Source organism: Actinoplanes sp. ATCC 53533, assembly GCF_003947245.1.
This window is the reverse complement of the sequence record NZ_QHHV01000104.1, coordinates 21185-37479: the sequence shown is the minus strand read 5'-3', so window position 1 is coordinate 37479 and position 16295 is coordinate 21185. Positions and strand designations below refer to the sequence as shown.

The 16295-nt window shown below is 72.8% G+C and carries 11 protein-coding genes; 3 read left to right on the top strand and 8 right to left on the bottom strand.

The annotated features are described in order from the left end of the window. Positions 1–11 precede the first annotated feature (11 nt). Positions 12–1586, top strand: a complete 1575-nt coding sequence (locus DMB66_RS65620) for a serine/threonine-protein kinase (protein ID WP_125807596.1) — start codon at positions 12–14, stop codon at positions 1584–1586. A 45-nt stretch (positions 1587–1631) separates the two neighbouring features. Here the strand turns inward: DMB66_RS65620 and DMB66_RS30655 are convergent, their stop codons facing one another. The 3 genes from DMB66_RS30655 to DMB66_RS30645 form a co-directional block, all read right to left on the bottom strand. Then, positions 1632–2642, bottom strand: a complete 1011-nt coding sequence (locus tag DMB66_RS30655) for a LacI family DNA-binding transcriptional regulator (RefSeq protein WP_125807595.1) — start codon at positions 2640–2642, stop codon at positions 1632–1634. 71 nt (positions 2643–2713) lie between these two features. After that, on the bottom strand, positions 2714–4864 hold the full coding sequence (locus tag DMB66_RS30650) for a penicillin-binding protein 2 (RefSeq protein WP_233624956.1): 2151 nt from the start codon (positions 4862–4864) through the stop codon (positions 2714–2716). A 51-nt stretch (positions 4865–4915) separates the two neighbouring features. Next, on the bottom strand, positions 4916–5872 hold the full coding sequence (locus tag DMB66_RS30645) for an LLM class flavin-dependent oxidoreductase (protein WP_199752702.1): 957 nt from the start codon (positions 5870–5872) through the stop codon (positions 4916–4918). Between the two features lie 108 nt (positions 5873–5980). On the opposite strand from DMB66_RS30645, the gene DMB66_RS30640 reads away from it, so the two are divergent. Further along, positions 5981–8290: a bifunctional diguanylate cyclase/phosphodiesterase gene (locus tag DMB66_RS30640; RefSeq protein WP_158647417.1), complete on the top strand. Its 2310-nt coding sequence runs from the start codon at positions 5981–5983 to the stop codon at positions 8288–8290. Positions 8291–8411: 121 nt separating this feature from the next. Here DMB66_RS30640 and DMB66_RS30635 read toward each other — a convergent pair whose 3' ends face one another. Then, complete coding sequence (locus DMB66_RS30635) at positions 8412–9530, bottom strand: glycosyl hydrolase 53 family protein (RefSeq protein ID WP_125807592.1); 1119 nt, start codon at positions 9528–9530, stop codon at positions 8412–8414. Between the two features lie 221 nt (positions 9531–9751). Here DMB66_RS30635 and DMB66_RS30630 point away from each other — a divergent pair, with 221 nt between their 5' ends. Continuing rightward, on the top strand, positions 9752–10453 hold the full coding sequence (locus DMB66_RS30630; protein ID WP_125807591.1) for a hypothetical protein: 702 nt from the start codon (positions 9752–9754) through the stop codon (positions 10451–10453). Positions 10454–10588: 135 nt separating this feature from the next. On the opposite strand, the gene DMB66_RS30625 is transcribed toward DMB66_RS30630, so the two are convergent. The 4 genes from DMB66_RS30625 to DMB66_RS30610 are packed head-to-tail and all read right to left on the bottom strand — an operon-like array spanning position 10589 to position 16218. Continuing rightward, positions 10589–12601 carry a beta-galactosidase gene (locus DMB66_RS30625; RefSeq protein ID WP_125807590.1) on the bottom strand — a complete coding sequence of 671 codons (2013 nt, stop codon included), beginning with the start codon at positions 12599–12601 and terminating at the stop codon, positions 10589–10591. Between the two features lie 4 nt (positions 12602–12605). Continuing rightward, on the bottom strand, positions 12606–13523 hold the full coding sequence (locus tag DMB66_RS30620; protein ID WP_125807589.1) for a carbohydrate ABC transporter permease: 918 nt from the start codon (positions 13521–13523) through the stop codon (positions 12606–12608). Further along, positions 13520–14548, bottom strand: a complete 1029-nt coding sequence (locus DMB66_RS30615; RefSeq protein WP_125807588.1) for a sugar ABC transporter permease — start codon at positions 14546–14548, stop codon at positions 13520–13522. The genes DMB66_RS30620 and DMB66_RS30615 overlap by 4 nt, the downstream gene beginning before the upstream one ends. Further along, entirely contained in the window at positions 14545–16218 is a 1674-nt protein-coding gene (locus DMB66_RS30610; RefSeq protein WP_125807587.1) for an extracellular solute-binding protein, read from the bottom strand. The genes DMB66_RS30615 and DMB66_RS30610 overlap by 4 nt, the downstream gene beginning before the upstream one ends. Between the last annotated feature and the right edge of the window lie 77 nt (positions 16219–16295).

Sequence of the window (16295 nt, the reverse complement as noted above, 5' to 3'; positions counted from 1 at the left end):
GAAGGAATCCGATGAGCGACGACTGGCCGGCGGCGGGCACCATTCTGGCGTTCCGCTACCGTCTGGTGTGCCGCCTGGAGACCGGCGGCATGGCCGAGATCTGGCACGCCCAGGACGAGTTGCTGGCCCGGCCGGTCGCCCTGAAGCTGCCCACCGGCCTGGACCGGGCCCGCACGGACGTGCTCCAGCTCGCCTGGAGAGAGGCCCGGATGGGCGCGCGGCTGTCGCACCCCAACATCGCCGCGGTGCACGACTACGACGAGGCGGTCCGCCCGGACGGCTCGGTGGCGCCGTTCGTGGTGATGGAGTTGCTGACCGGCGAGACCCTGGCGGCCCGGCTGGCCCGCGCGCCGCTGCCGTGGCCCGAGGCCGCCGCGATCGGCGCCGCGGTGGCCGGCGCGCTGATCGCGGCGCACGCCAGCGGGGTCGTGCACCGCGACGTGAAGCCGGGCAACGTCATGCTGACCCCGACCGGCGTCAAGATCCTCGACTTCGGCATCAGCGCGGTCACCGGCGAGCCGGACGACGACGAGACCGGCGCGACCTTCGGCACCCCGGCGTACGTGGCCCCGGAACGGCTCGACGGCAAGCCCGCCGAACCGGCGACCGATGTGTACGGCCTGGGCGTGCTGCTGTTCGAGATGCTGACCGGGCAGCCACCGTACCCGGTGGACACCTGGGAGGAGCTGGCGGCGGCCCGCGCGGGCGGGGCGCCGGGGCTGCCGTCCACGCTGCCCCCGGCGCTGCGCGAGCTGGTGCGGCGCTGCCTGGTCGACGAGCCGGAGCGGCGGCCGACCGCCGTGGCGGTCGGCGACGGGCTGACGGACCTGGTCACACCGCCGCCGCCGGCCGCCCGGCAGCCGGCGCTCAACCCGGCGGTCGGCGTCGCCTACCCGGCGCACAACCCGCCAACCGGGACGGGTCACCCGGCGCACAACCCGGCAGCCAGGGCCACGCAGCCGACCCAGAGCCCGGCAGCCTGGCCCGCACAGCCGACCCAGGACCCGCCAACCGGGACCGGCCACCCGGCGCGGGATCCGGCCGACGGCGGTGGGCCGGTGCGCGGGTCGGCTCCCGGGTCGGGCGGCGGGGCGCGGCCGGGCTCGCGTCGCCGGCGGCTGGTGCTCTGGTCCTCGCTCGTGGCGCTGGCCGTTTCGGCGCTCGCCCTTTTCGCGGCGCTGGGCTCCTCGCGGCCGACCGTGGAGGCCGGGCGTTCCCCCGCGGCGACCCCACCCCCGTCGAGCCCGCCCCTGTCGAGCCCGCCATCCTCGCCGCCCGCCACGGCGACCCCGCGGACCGCCCTTCGGACGGCCGAACCGCTGGACGTCGACGTCGCGCTCGCCCGGGTCCGCTCGGCGGTCGAGGCCGGCCGGGACGAGGGGCAGATCCGGCCGGACGTCGCGGTCGACCTGCTCAACCTGCTCCGGCCGCTGGGCCGCGCGGACCCGGGCGAGGCGGACGACCAGGTGGCCGAGCTGCGGCGCAAGCTGCGCGACCGGGTCGACGAGGGCAGTGTGGACGGCGCCCGGGGCGAGGTCCTGCTTTCCCGCCTGGCCGACCTGCACGCGGCGCTGAGCTCGGGCTGACCCCGGCCTGCAGCCGGTGGCTCATCCGGCCCACCGGCGGGATGGTCAGGCTGAGCCGCGGAGGACCAGGCGGGTGCTCAGCACCGGCCCGCCCGGCCCGGGATCGTTGCCGTCGATCTTGGCGAGCAGCAGCCGGACCAGCTGCCGGCCCATCTCCTCGATCGGCTGGTGCACGCTGGTCAGCGGCGGATCGGTGTGCCGGGCGATCACCGAGTCGTCGAAGCCGATCACCGCGATGTCCCCCGGCGCCGAGAGCCCGCGCTCGCGCATGGCCCGCAGCGCGCCCGCGGCCATCATGTCGGACGCGGCGAAGACCGCGTCGATGCCCGGGTGCCGGTCGAGCAGCTCCCGCATCGCCGCGGCGCCGCTCTCCTCGCTGAAGTCGCCGTGCACGACGATCCCCTCACCCACCACGTCGCGGTATCCGTCGAGGCGGGCCAGGCCGGGCGCCATGTCCATCGGCCCGGTGATGGTGGCGATCCGCCGGCGCCCCGAGCGGCGCAGGTAGTCCACCGCCTCCCGGGCGCCGCCGCGGTTGTCCGCGTCGACGAAGCAGCCCTGCTCCGCCTGGGTCGGCCGGCCCGCCCGGACCGTGGCCACGCCCCGCTGCTCCAGCTTGGCCATCAGGTTGTCGGTGCCGTGCAGCGACAGCAGCAGGGCGCCGTCGACGTGCTGGCGGGTCAGGTAGCCCTCCAGCCGTTCCCGTTCCTGGGCCGACTGGGAGATCATCAGGACCATCTGCAGGTTTCGTTCCACCAGGACGGACGCGATGGACTGCACGATGCGGCCGAAGAACGGCTCGGCGAAGAACCGCTCCCCGGACTCGAAGATGACCAGGGCGATCGAGTCGGTCCGCTGGGTCACCAGCGTGCGGGCGGCCCGGTTCGGCACGTAGCCCAGCTCGGCGATCGCATCCTCGACCGCGGCCTTGGCGCCCGGGCTGACCTGCGCCGACCCGTTGACCACCCGGGACACGGTGCCGCGGCCGACCCCGGCCCGTTCCGCGACCTGGTCGAGGGTCGGGCGTCCGGTGGACCGGGACCGGTCTGTCGTCATCGGTCCTCCCCGGTGAGCATGTGGTCGTCCTTTCGCATCCCTGCCACGCCAGCCACAACCTACCCTGCACGTCAGTCGAACGACGGCGGCCGGGTCGTCGAGGGCGGCACCCGGTACCGCCCCAGGGTGAGTCCCATGATGCCGCTGAAGACCGGCGCCGCCAGGTCACCGCCGGTGCCCTGCGGCACCGCCGCGGAGACCGCGACGACGTAGCGGGGCGCCTCGGCCGGCGCCATGCCGATGAAGGAGACCGTGTTCGCGGTGGTGTAGTGGTCGTTGACGAGGCGGTCCACCGTGCCGGTCTTGCCGGCCACCCGGTAGCCGGGCACGGCCGCGCGGCTACCGGTGGCACCGGGCAGCACGACGACGGCCTCCAGCATCGTCCGGACCTGGGCGGCCACCTGGGGGCTGAGCACCCGCCGGGTCCGCGGCGCCGCGCCGGGCGTCACCACGCCGTCGGCGTCGACGGTGGACCGGACCAGGCTCGGCGAGACGTACACGCCGTCGTTGGCGATGGCCGCGTACCCCGCGGCCAGCTGGATCAGTGTCGCGTCCACGCTGGCGCCGATCGGCACCGAGCCCGAGGCCGAGGGGCTCCAGTTCGCCGGGGGCAGCAGCCGGCCGGCGCTCTCCCCCGGCATGCCCTCCTGGGTGGCGCTGCCGAGCCCGAACCGCTGCTGGTACGCGAAGATCCGCTGGGGGCCGAGCCGGTCGGCGACCGCGATCGTGCCGACGTTCGACGAGTACGCGAGCACCTGCGGGATCGTGAGGTGGGTGCCGGCCGGCTGCGGGTGGTCGTCGGTGAACGTCGTACCGCCGCGCACCAGGGACGCACCCGCCGGAACCGTCGTGTCCGCGGTGATCAGGCCCTCCTGCAGCGCGGCGGCCACGACGAAGGCCTTGTGGGTGGAGCCCGGCTCGGCGGCGACGCCGCTCGCGGCGTCGGCCCGCCTGGCGGGCGGGTAGTCCAGCGGCTTCGCCGCGTTGAAGCCCGGGCAGCTCGCCTGGGCCAGCACCTCGCCGGTGCGCACGTCCATGACCACCGCCGCCCCGACGGTCGCGTTCGCCTTCGCCAGCGGCGGGCACAACGCGCGCTGCGTCTCGAACTGCAGGTCCCGGTCGATCGTCAGGTGCAGCGTGGCGCCGGGGCGGGCCGGGGTCAGCCGGTGGTAGCCGCTGGGGATCTCCTTGGCCAGCCGGCCCTGGTCGACCCGGGGGTTGCCGCGCTCGTACACCAGCCGGCCGTCCCGGCCGCGCAGCGGGCCGTCGTAGCGGGCCTCCAGGCCCTCCAGCCCGGTACGGTCCTCGCCGGTGAAGCCGATCAGGTTGGCGGCCAGGTCGGCGCCGGGCACGTCGCGCCGCTCGTCTCGGCCGGTGCCGATGCCGGCCAGGCCGAGACCGGCGACGCCGTGCGCGCGCGAGATGTCGATGCCGCGGGCCAGGTATTCGAAGCGCGAGGGGGTGCCGTCGGACCGCTGCCGCTTCGCCATCAGCGCGGCGAGCCGAGACGGGGCGACGCCGAGCAGCGGGGACAGCCGGGCGGCGGCGGCCGGGGCGTCCTTGATCAGCTCGGGGTCGGCGTAGACGTACCGGGACTCGACGCTGCGGGCCAGCACGGCGCCGGACCGGTCCACGATGCTGCCGCGCGCCGCCGGCAGCGTGATCTCGACGAGCCGGCTGCGCTGCTGCTCCAGGAGCACTCCCAGCGCCTCTGGTGACTGACCGACCTGCAGCACCACCAGCCGCATCCCGATCACGGTGAACAGCGCCAGGACGAACACGGTGGCCAGCCGGATCCGGCGGCGGCTGCCGGCCAGCCGCTTGCGGGACGACGGCGGCGTGGGCGCCGCGCCGGCCGGCCGGCGCGCCGGACCCGGTTCCCGGCCGGACCGCTGCCGCGGGAGAACGGACGGCCGCGACTCAGGAGCCGCTTCCTCGCCGGACCGCTGCCGCGAGAGAACAGACGGCCGCGACTCAGGAGCCGCTTCCTCGCGGGACCGCTGCCGCGAGGAAGCGGACGGTCGCCGTGGCGGCGGCTCCGGAGGCGGCCGATCCGTGGTGGCGGCCGGTGGGGTGGCCGGGCGGCGGGTCGCGCGGCGGGTGCCGAACAGGTCCAGGGCGTCACGCACCGGATCGCCGGGGCCGCCGCGGGGCGCGGCCTGGTCTCGCGGGAGGTACGGGCGTTCGCGGGGCATGGCGGCGGTCCCTCGCATCAGCGGCATCGATGACGAGGATCTTGTCAGGCCCGTTCCACCCGCCGGCCAGCACCGCCGCTACAGCAGCGCCGCCAGCGTGTCGAGCGCCGCCGCCGGGTCGGGGCCGACCGGGCTCAGGACCGCGCTGGTCACCCCGGCGGCGAACAGTTCGTCGAGGCGCGCCCGGACCTGCGCCGGTGTCCCGGCGAGGGTCAGCCGGCGTACCCAGTCGTCCGGCAACCGCTGCGCGAACTCCTCCCGTGACGCGCACCGCGCCCGCAGCGCGGCGAGCCCGTCCGCGAACGGCAGCGGTTCGACGTGCGCCGCCAGGTCGGGCTCGCCCACCCAGGCCAGGGCGGGCCGCGCCGCCCGCAGGGCCCGGTCGGCATCGGCGTCGACGGCGACCGCGTTGTAGGCGACCAGCCGGTGCGGGCGGGGCGCCGCGACCTGCCCGAGTGCGGCGCGTACGTACTCCGGGGTCACCGGGTCGGCGAGGATCGTGCCGTCGGCCACCCGGCCCGAGACCGCGAGCGACCGGGGCCCGCGGACGCCCGCCAGGATGTCCGGCACGACGGCCGGCGGCGTCTCGAGGGCGACCCCGGAGAGCCGGACGTAGCGCCCCTCGACGTCGAGCCGCTCCCCGCGCAGCAGCGCGCGCAGGGCCCGCACGTACTCCTCCAGCAGCCCCAGCGGGCTCGGCGGCCAGGCTCCGGCGCTGCGCATCCAGTGCGGCATGCCGTGTCCCACGCCGACGGAGATCCGGCCCGGGAACAGCTCGGCCAGGGTGGCGCACTCCATGGCGGCGAAGGCGGCGTTGCGCGCGCCGACCGGCAACAGGCCGATGCCGACGTGGATGTCGCCGGTCGCGGCGAGCACCGCCGCGGCCTGCGCGATGCCACCCCGGAAGCCCAGGTCCTCGACCACCCACAGCTGCTTGAAGCCGACCTCCCGGGCCCGCCGGGCGAACGGCAGCACCTGGTCGCGAGGCAGGTCCCGGGGCAGCATCACGCCGATGACTCCGGTCCGATCGGTCACTACGCTCTCCTTCTCCCAGCGCCGGCCGACCATCCTCGCGTGCCTCCGGAAGAAACAAAAGTCGGCGGTTTGTCTCCGGTCCGGTGCCCGCCGTCCGACATGTGGGGCGTGCAACTCTGGACCGGACCCGACGCCTCCTTGGCGCAGTATCGTGCGCGGCAGATCCGGCTCGACTTGTGGATCATCGCCGCGCTCACTCTCCTGGGCACCGTCCGGGTCGAGGTGGCCTGGGCGCCGCAGCACCGGTGGTGGCTCGTACCGCTCGGGCTGAGCCTGGTCCTGCTGCTGGCCGCGAGCGCGCTGCCGTGGACCCGGATCGCCGGGCGCGCCGACTGGCACGGCTGGCTCACCGCCTGGTACGGGGCCACCCTGGCCGGCCTGTACGCCTTCAGCCAGCTCGACGCCGACCGCCTGGTGATCTACCCGGCCGGCGCGATCGTGATCGTCGTGTCCGCCGCCGCGGTGTGCCGGCCCCGGACGGTCCTCGGGCTGGGCGTGCTCGGCCAGGCCGGGTATGTCATCCTCGCCGTCACCACGGTGCGGCCGGACCCCACCCTGGTGATGTCGCTGTCCATGGTGCTGACCGTGGTGGCCGGGCTGTGCGTGCTGACCGCGAACAACCGCCGGCAGCAGGACCTCCAGCGGGCCGTCGCCGACCACCGCAACGAGGCGATGCTGGAGAACGGCTCGGATGCCGTGCTGGCGGTCGCGGACGGTGGGGTGGTCTTCGCCAGCTCGTCGTCCGGCCGGATCCTGGGCCAGGACGCGTCGCGCTTCACCACCGAGGCCCTGGTGGCGATGACCCACCCCGAGGAACTCCCGATGGTGTCCGCCTGGATGGCCGACCTGCGCGCGGCGGAGCCGGGTCACACCGCGCGGATCGACTCGCGGTGCCGGCACGCCGACGGGCGCTGGATCAACGTGCAGGTGACCGGCACCAACCGGCTGCACGACCCGCACATCGGCGCGGTCGTGCTGACCATCCGCGACGTGAGCGACCAGAAGGCCCTCGAGGGTGAGCTCACCCGGCAGGCGTTCCACGACTCGCTCACCGGGCTGCCCAACCGGGCGCTGCTCGGCGACCGGATGAACCAGGCGGTCGCCCGCAACCTGCGCGGCAACGGCCGGGTGGCGCTGCTGCTGGTCGACCTGGACGACTTCAAGAAGGTCAACGACACCCTCGGGCACGTCGCCGGTGACGAGCTCATCCGGGCCGTCGCGGAACGGATGAACGGCTGCATCCGGCCGTCCGACACGCTGGCGCGGCTCGGCGGGGACGAGTTCGCGGTGCTCGTGGAGGGCCTGGACGACCTGGAACTGGCGGCGCTCGCCGAACGCCTGCTGGAGATCGTCCGGCTGCCCGTCCGGGTCGGCCACCGCGACCTGATCACCACCGCCAGCATCGGCATCGCCTCGGCCAAGATCACCCATACCTCGTCCGAGGCCGACACCCACGAACTGCTGCGCGACGCCGACCTGGCCATGTACGCGGCCAAGACCGCCGGCCGCGACCGCTACGTGGTGTTCGACGAGTCGATGTACGCCGACGCCGTCCAGGAGGCCGAGGCCCGGGTACGGCTGGAGCAGGCCCTGGCCGCCGACGAGTTCCTGGTGCACTACCAGCCGATCGTCGACCTGCCGTCCGGCGAGCTGATCGGCGTCGAGGCGCTGGTGCGCTGGCAGCACCCCGAGCGCGGGTTGCTGGGACCGGACACCTTCATCGGCCTGGCCGAGCAGACCGGGATCATCGTGCCGCTCGGGCACTGGGTGCTGGCCGAGGCCTGCCGGCAGGCGGCCGCCTGGCACCGGGAGGTGCCGGGGGCGCAGCGGTTGCGGGTGAGCGTCAACCTGTCCGCCCGCCAGTTCCAGCACACCGACCTGGTGGCCGACGTCGCCGCGGTCCTGCGTGACTCGGGAATCGACCCCGGGCGGGTGGTCCTGGAGATCACCGAGTCGCTGCTGATGCAGGACACGGACGCCACCATCAGCACCCTGCGCGACCTGCGCGACCTGGGCGTGCACATCGCCATCGACGACTTCGGCACCGGCTACTCGTCGCTGTCCTACCTGCGGCGCTTCCCGATCGACATCCTGAAGATCGACAAGGCGTTCATCGACGGCATCGCGACCGACCCGGACGACGCCACCCTGGCCGAGGCGGTCGTGCAACTGGGCCGGGCCCTGCGGCTGCAGACGGTGGCCGAGGGCATCGAGAACGTCGACCAGCACTCCCTGCTCAGCGCGCTGGGCTGCACGTACGGCCAGGGCTATCTCTTCGCCCGGCCGGCCGGATCGGAGCAGATCGAGGCGCTGCTGCGGCAGTCCCGCGACGGCGCCGGGCCGGACAACGGCCCGGCCGACTGGTGGAGCACGCCGCAGGCCGCCGGCCCGGCCGGCCCCCGCTCTGCTTCCGGATAGGAAACGGCGACCGCGACCCCAGACCCCGACCGCGACCCCAGACCGCGACCCCAGACCGCGACCCCAGACCGGCCGGACGCGCGGTGCGCGAGCCGGCCGGTCGGCGGAGCGGCGGAGCGGCTCAGCTGATCCATTTCACGGAGCCGTTGAAGACGTTGGTCCAGTTGAAGACGGCCATGTTGTCCCAGCCGTCGCCCGAGGTCGCGATGTTCGCCGGGTTCCAGCCGTTGCCGGGCACCGCCGTCCACGTCGGCTCCCAGTAGAAGACGCCGATGGCGCCGCCCGCCTTGGCCGCGTTCTGCACCGCGGTGAAGGCCGCCGCCTGGCCGGCCCAGGTCGCCGGGTAGCCCGGGCACGCGGTGTTGATGCTGTTGCCGGTGCTGTCCGCGTTGTTCGTGGTGAACGGGGTCGCGGTCTCGGCCAGGATCGTCGGCTTGCCGTACCGGGAGATCATGTCCGCGATGACGCTGGTCATGTTGGCCATCGTGCCGTGCCAGTTGCAGTAGTACGACAGTCCGGTGACGTCCCAGGCGACGCCCTTGGCCTTGATGCCGTCGTAGAACCAGCGGGCGTGCGCGTCGCTGTCGGAGTTGGCGGTGTGGATGATGACCTGGGTGGAGGAGTTGCAGGCCTTGGTCGCGTTGTAGCCCGACTTGAGCAGCAGGCTCAGGTTGGTGAAGTCGTTGTTGACGACCTTGCCGTCGTTCCACAGCATGCCGACGTTGATCTCGTTGCCGATCTGCACGCTGTCCGGCGTGGTGCCCTGCGCCTTCAGGCTGGTGCACAGCCCGTACGTGTAGTCGTAGACGTCCTTGGTCAGCGCGCTGATCCCGTGGCTGGACCAGGCCGCGGGCTTGGTCTGCACGCCCGGGTCGGCCCAGGTGTCCGAGTAGTGGAAGTCGATCAGCAGCTTGAAGCCCTTGGCCTTGACGGTCCTCGCGTACGCCAGCACCTTGGCGGCGTTGTTGTAGCCGCTGACCGGGTTGTTCCAGACCCGCAGCCGGACGTAGTTGACCCCGGCGCCCTTGAGGATGTCGAGCGGGTCGGCGACGGCGCCCGCGGCCGTGTAGTACTTCGCGCCCAGGTCGACGGCGCGCTGCAGGGTGGAGACGTCGGCGCCGCGCATCGACAGCGTGGCGGCCTGCGCACCGGCGGGCACGGCTAGCGCCGCGGCGGGCAGGGTGACGGCGAGAAAGGCGCCGAGGACACCGATCCGCTTCCGGACTTCACGGAGAAACATGCGCGACCGCCTGTCGATCGAATCTGCTCGATACTGGGAGCGCTCACAGTAGTGCGCCCACAGCGAGGTTGTAAATATGTTGCCGGGAAGTTAAAGAACCAGCTCAGCCCCGCTGGATCAGGAATTGGGAGCGCTCACAGCCCGTCCACCTCCCACAACCATGGCCAATCGACATGTATCGTTTTACTTAGTTGTGACTCCAAACAAACGAAGGAGGGATCATGAGACGTTCCCTGCGGGTGCTCACCGGGACGCTCGTCGCCGCGCTGCTGGCCGCCGCGTCCACAGTGATCGCCGCACCGGCCCAGGCCGCCGTGTGGTCGTCGTCGGACCGGTGGGGCACCTGGTCGAGCAACGGCTACACGCTGTACAACAACGTCTGGGGCTCGGGCTACGGGCCGCAGACGATCTGGGCCAACTCCACCTCGAACTGGGGCGTGTGGGCGAACCACCCGAACACCGGCGGCATCAAGTCGTACCCGAACGCCACCCGCTATCTCGGCAAGCGGGTCAGCGCGCTGGGCACCACCACCAGCAGCTTCAACGTCAGCGTGCCGACCAGCGGCGTCGCCTTCACCACCGCCTACGACATCTGGTCGTCCGACAACGCGCACGAGATCATGCTGTGGATGAACAAGTACGGCGCGGTCGGCCCGCTGGGCAGCCTGCAGACCACCACGTCGGTCGGCGGCCACACCTGGGCGATCTACCGCGGCTCGAACGGCTCGAACCAGGTGTACTCGTTCGTCCGGACCAGCAACACCAGCGCCGGCACCGTGGACATCAGGGCGATCGCCCAGTGGATCCGGGCCCGGGGCTGGTTCGGCGACGTGACGATCGGCAACGTGCAGCTCGGCTACGAGATCACCTCGTCGTCCGGCGGCAAGGACTTCGTCACGAACTCGTTCTCCGTCACCGGCTGAGCGCCCATCCGGTCGGCCCGCCGCCCTCGGCGGATCTTGTGGCGCTTCGGGGCTTGCGATCGCCCGGGCGTCACAAGGTCGCCGGTGCCCCGGCCGCTACTGCCCGGCGATCCGCGGGCCGTCCAGCGGCCGCGGTCAGGACTCCCGGATGACCGCGGCACCACCGGGCGGCACCCTGACCGTGCCGCTCACCGCGGCACCCGTCAGCAGATCGACGCCGTCAGCAGGCACCTCGCATCCGTCGCCGGTGTGGTTCAGCAGGAACAGCCACGACCGGTCGCCGGCCCGCCTGCGCACCGCCTCCACACCGGGCGGCAACCCGGCCAGCTCCGGGACGGCACCGGCCGACGCCGCGACCGTGGTGAGCAGGTCACCGTAGCTGTCCGGGTCGAGGCGGGTGGAGACGTAGTACGCCACGCCGTCCCCGACGGGATGGCGCGTCACCGCCGGCCGGCCGTCGAGAACCCCACCGGCGTACCGGAGAACGGGCTGCGCCCCGGCAAGGTGCACGGTCTCGCTCCACAGCTCACCGGTCACCGCGGGAAGGCCCGCCGGCACCGCGGAAGCAGCCGCGGCCGGCGCGAGCGCGACCCGGTCATCCGGCCCGAGCGGGTGGAATTCCTCCACCCGGACGCCGAGCAACCCGCGCAACGCCCCCGGATATCCGCCGGTCCGCACCCGGCCGTACTCGTCGGCGACGCCCGTCAGGTAGGTGACGACCAGCCGGCCGCCGCCCTCGACCCAGGACCGCAGCTCCGCGGCCTGCGCGTCGGTCATCAGGTAGTGCCCCGGCAGGATCAGCATCCGGTACGCGGACAGCCCTTCCAGCGCACCGATCACGTCGGTCATGATGCCCCGCCGCCACAGTGCCCGGTGCGCGCCCGCGGCCTCCTCGGCGTGGTCCAGCCGGTCGGACGGCAGCCCGGCCGCCTGCAGCGCCCACGCCGACGGCTCGTCGTACCCGATCGCCACCCGCGCCGCGACCGTGCCCTCGGCCGTCTCCCCGATCCGGTCCAGCTGCTCGCCGAGGGCGACCGCCTCGCGGTAGACCCGGCTGTCCGGGCCCGCGTGCGGCACCAGCGCGGAGTGGAAGAGCTCGGCTCCCCCGCGCGGCGCGCGCCACTGGAAGAACAGCGCGCCGCGCGAGCCCCGCGCCACGGCGGCCAGGCTCTGCCGGGCCATCCGCCCCGGCTCCTTGGTGTGCATCCGGCCGGCCGCGTAGATGAGGTTCGGCGCGGTCTCCATCAGCAGCCAGCCCGGTCCGCCGGGGCTCTGCCGGGCCCAGCCGCGGGCCTGGTCGGCCGCGAACGCCGCCTGCTCCTCCGCGCCGGGGCCGGGGTCGGACGGGTAGTGGTCGATCGCGACCAGGTCGACCTCGCGCGCCCAGCGGGCGTGGTCGACCGGCACCCAGCCGCCGAGCACGAAGTTCGTGGTCACCGGCACGCCGGGGGTCGCGGCCCGCAGGACGTCGCGCTGCTCGGTGTACGCGGCGAGCAACTCGTCCGAGGTGAACCGGCGGAAGTCGAGCACCTGGGCGGGGTTGGGCAGGTACTGGGTCCGGCGCGGCGGCCGGATCTGCGCCCAGCCGGTGTAGTGCTGGCCCCAGAACGCCGTGGTCCACGCGTCGTTGAGCCGGTCGAGGTCGCCGTAGCGCCGCCGCAGCCAGCCCCGGAAGGCCTCGGCCGTCAGCTCGCAGTGGCAGGTGGTGCCGTACTCGTTGTGCACGTGCCACATCGCCAGCGCCGGGTGGTCGCGGTAGTGCTCGCCCAGGGCGGCGGCGATGCGGCGGGCGGCCGCGCGGTAGGCCGGCGCGCTCGCGCAGTAGGTGTCCCGGCTGCCGTGGCTGAGCCGGACGCCGTCGGCGTTCACCGGCAGCGCCTCGGGGTGGGCCAGGCTGAACCACGGCGGCGGGGACGCGGTCGGGGTGGCCAGCGCCGCCCCGACCCCGTGGCCGGCCAGCCGGTCGAGCACCTTGTCGAGCCAGCCGAAGTCGTACCGGCCCGGGGCCGGCTCGAGCCTCGACCAGGCGAAGACGCCGACGGTCGCGGTGGTGACCCGGGCCCGGCGCATCAGCTCGGCGTCCTCGACGTGCACGTCCGCGGGCCATTGCTCCGGGTTGTAGTCCCCGCCGTACATCAGTTGTCGCATGCCGTCAGCCCTTGACCGCCCCGACGATGACGCCGCGGGTGAAGTGCCGCTGCACGAAGGGATAGACCAGCGCGATCGGCGCCACGGTCACCACCACCACGGCCATCTTGATCGCCAGGGTGGGCGGCAGGTTGGCGATCACCGAGCCCGAGGTCTGCGGCGACTGCCCGGCCAGGATGTAGCTCTGCAGGATCCGCTGGATCGGGAACTTCTCGTTGTCGTCGATGTAGAGCAGCGCGTTGAACCAGATGTTCCAGTAGCCGACGGCGTAGAAGAGGCCGACCACGGCGATGACCGCCCGCGAGAGCGGCAGCACGATGCGGGCCAGGATGCGGAACTCCCCCGCGCCGTCGATCCGGGCGCTGTCGAGCAGCTCGGCGGGGATGTTCTGGAAGAACGCCCGGACCACCACGAGGTTGAAGACGCTCACCGCGCCCGGCAGGATCAGCGACCAGAGGCTGTCCTTGAGGCCCAGCCCGGTCACCACGAGATAGCTCGGCACCAGCCCGGGATAGATCAGGAACGTGAGCAGGAAGTAGAAGAGCAGGCCGCGGTGCAGCACCGAGCCCGGCCGGGACAGCCCGTAGGCCGCGAGCACGGTCAGCACCAGGCTGAACACCGTGCCGACGACGGTGATCAGGGTGCTGACCAGCAGCGCCTTGCTGATCTGGCCACCGGAGAAGATGATCCGGTACGCCGAGAAGTCCAGCTCGCGGGGAAACACGACCAGGCCACCGGCCGTGTTGATGGTGTCCCGGGAGGACAGGCTGGTCACCAGCACCACCCAGAGGGGCACCAGCACGGCCAGCACGACGCCGGTCAGCACCACCCCCTTGGCGGTCTGGCCGGCGACCCCGGGGTCCTCCTCCCAGGCCGGTCGCTCGGGGTGCCGCCGCCGTACGGGACGCAGGGTCTCTGTCATGATCGGGAGTACACCCCCCGTTCGCCCAGGGCGTGGGCGAACTTGTTGGCGGCCAGGATGAGTACCAGTCCGACCATGGCCTTGAAGAGCCCGGCCGCGGCGCCGAAGCCGTAGTCCCCGGTGGCGATGGACTGGAAGTAGACGTAGGTGTCGAGCACCTCGGCGGCCTGCCGGCCCACCGCGTCGCGTTGCAGCAGGAACTGCTCGAAGCCGACCGACAGCGCGTCACCCAGCCGCAGGATCAGCAGCAGCACGATGACCGGGCGCAGGCTGGGCAGGGTGATGTGCCACAGCCGGCGCCAGCGGCCGGCCCCGTCGACCGCCGAGGCCTCGTACAGGTTGGGGTCGACCGCGGCCAGCGCCGCGAGGAAGACGATCGTGCCCCAGCCGAGGTCCTTCCATACCGCCTCGGCGGTGACCAGGACGATGAAGGTGTCCGGGTTGGACATGATCTCCGGCGGGGTGATCCCGGCGTCGCGCAGCTCCTGGGAGAACAGCCCGGCCCCGCCGAGCATCTGCACGAAGAACGTCACCACCAGCACCCAGCTGAAGAAGTGCGGCAGGTAGACCACGGTCTGCACGAAGCCCCGCAGCCGCCGCGACAGGATGCCGTTCAGCAGGATCGCCAGGGCGATCGGCAGCGGAAAGAAGAACACCAGCTGGAACGCCGTGATGGACAGCGTGTTCCACAGCGCGTCCCAGAACGCCGGGTCGGCGAAGAGGTCCCGGAAGTTGTCCAGGCCGATCCACGGGCTGGACAGCAGCGCCTGCAGCGCGCTGTCGCCCAGGTAGGGGTTGTAGTCCTGGAACGCCACCACGTTGCCCAGCACCGGCAGGTAGTGGAAGACCAGCAGGACCACGGCGCCCGGGGCCACCATGACCAGCAGCGGCCAGTCGCGGCGCAGCCGGGCGCGCAACGGTGCGCGGCTGCGCCGGCGGGCCGGGGCGGGCGGGGCCGGCCGGGACGGCCCGGCCGGCTCCGGTGGCACCGCGGGAGCCGGCCGGCTCGCCTGGTCTGCGCTCATCGACCCGCGTTGGACAGCGCCGTGGCCAGCAGTTGGCGAGCCTCGTCACCGCCGCCGGCACGCCACTCCTTGACCACCGCGTCGAGGTCGGTCAGCGGGCGCCGGCCCCGGACGATGTCGGTGATCTTGTCCTCGGTGGGCACCGCGCCGGCCTTGTACTTGGCCGGCATCTCGAACTTGAGGCCGTCCCACGGGTCCTTCTCCAGGTACTTCACGGTCTCGTTGTTGTAGGCCATCACCTGCGGCACGTACTGCGGCGTCTGCGGGTACGGCTGCACGACCGGGCTGCGCCCGCTGATGAAGAAGTACTGGTTCGCGATCTCCTTGAAGCCCAGCTCGGTCTTGGCCGGGCCGGTGGCGCCGCGGGTGCTGTGCTTGCCGTCGACGCCGTACTCGCGCAGGTCGTACTCCTTGGTGCCGAACGGCGCGGAGCACCAGTTGATGATGCGCAGCAGCTCCTGGACGCGCTCCTTGCCGAGCCCCTTCTTGATGAACAGGTACGAGATCGGCTTGTCGTCGCCCCAGGCCAGCGGGTCGCCGCCGGTGGCGGAGAAGAGCGGGACCGGCTGCAGGTTGAAGCCGGGGGTGATCTTCTGCTGCTCGGCCTGCATCGGCTGCCACATGCCCGGGCCGCCCTGGTGGAACAGGATCTTGCCGCCCTGCAGCAGCACGTTGGCGTCGGCGCCCTTGCTGGCGACGATGTCCGGGTGCACCAGGCCGGCCTTGTACACCTTCGCCATGAACTCGGCGGCCTGCCGGTACTCCGGTGTCTCGTACTTGAACTCCGGGGTGCCGTCGGCCTTGAGCCGCCAGCCCTGATTGGTGCCCGGCGCCTTGTAGAACATCTGCACCATGGCGAAGATGTCGGTGAACGCCCAGACGCCCTTGCCGGGGTTGGTCACCTCCTTGCCGATCGAGAACAGCTCGTCGATCGTCTTGGGCGCGGCCAGGCCGGCCTTGTCCAGCAGGTCCTTGCGCTGGAAGAGCGCCCACGGGAACGGGCCGTCGGTCGGGTTGGGCACCGCCATCAGCCGCTCGTTCCAGCACGACTCGCGCCAGGCCCCGGCCGGGAAGGTGGCCAGCATGGGATACGCCGACACCGCGCCGCCCTGCAGGTACGGGGTGAGGTCCTCGAAGAGCGCGCCGACCGCGTCGGCGAAGCGCGGCAGCTTCTCCACCTCCCAGCTCGGCACGCAGAGCAGGTCGGGGACGTCCCGGGCGCCGAGGATCGCGCCGAGCTTGTCCGCGTACGTGTTGCCGTCCTGCACGCTGAAGTCGACGGTCGCGCCGAGCTCGGCGTTGATCGCCGCCAGGTAGGAGTTGCTCGCCCCGGTGGGCGGCGCGGGACCCCAGACCGGCGTCATCGCCCGGATCGCCGGGCCGCCGGTGCCGGGCTTCTCCGCGATCGCGTCGACCAGCTGGGCGGGGAAGGTGGTGTAGCCGTCGGGAACCGGCCGGGTGCCCATGATGTCCGGCTTGGGCATGCCGGCGAAGGTCTTCTGCTCGGGCAGCAGGCCGGAGAGCTTGTCCAGGCTCTGCGTGGCGCCGCCGCGGGTGGCCTTGTCGCCGCACCCGGCCAGCGCTCCCCCGCTCGCGACGGCAACGGCGCTCAGACCCAGCAGGCTCAGGAAGCCCCGGCGGTCGGCGGACGGGCCCGTGGGTGATGTCACGGCGCGCTCCTCTATAACAGTCGACGGGAGCGATGGCCTCCCGCTAGAGTTTGTTTGGCTTATAGCCAAACAAATTA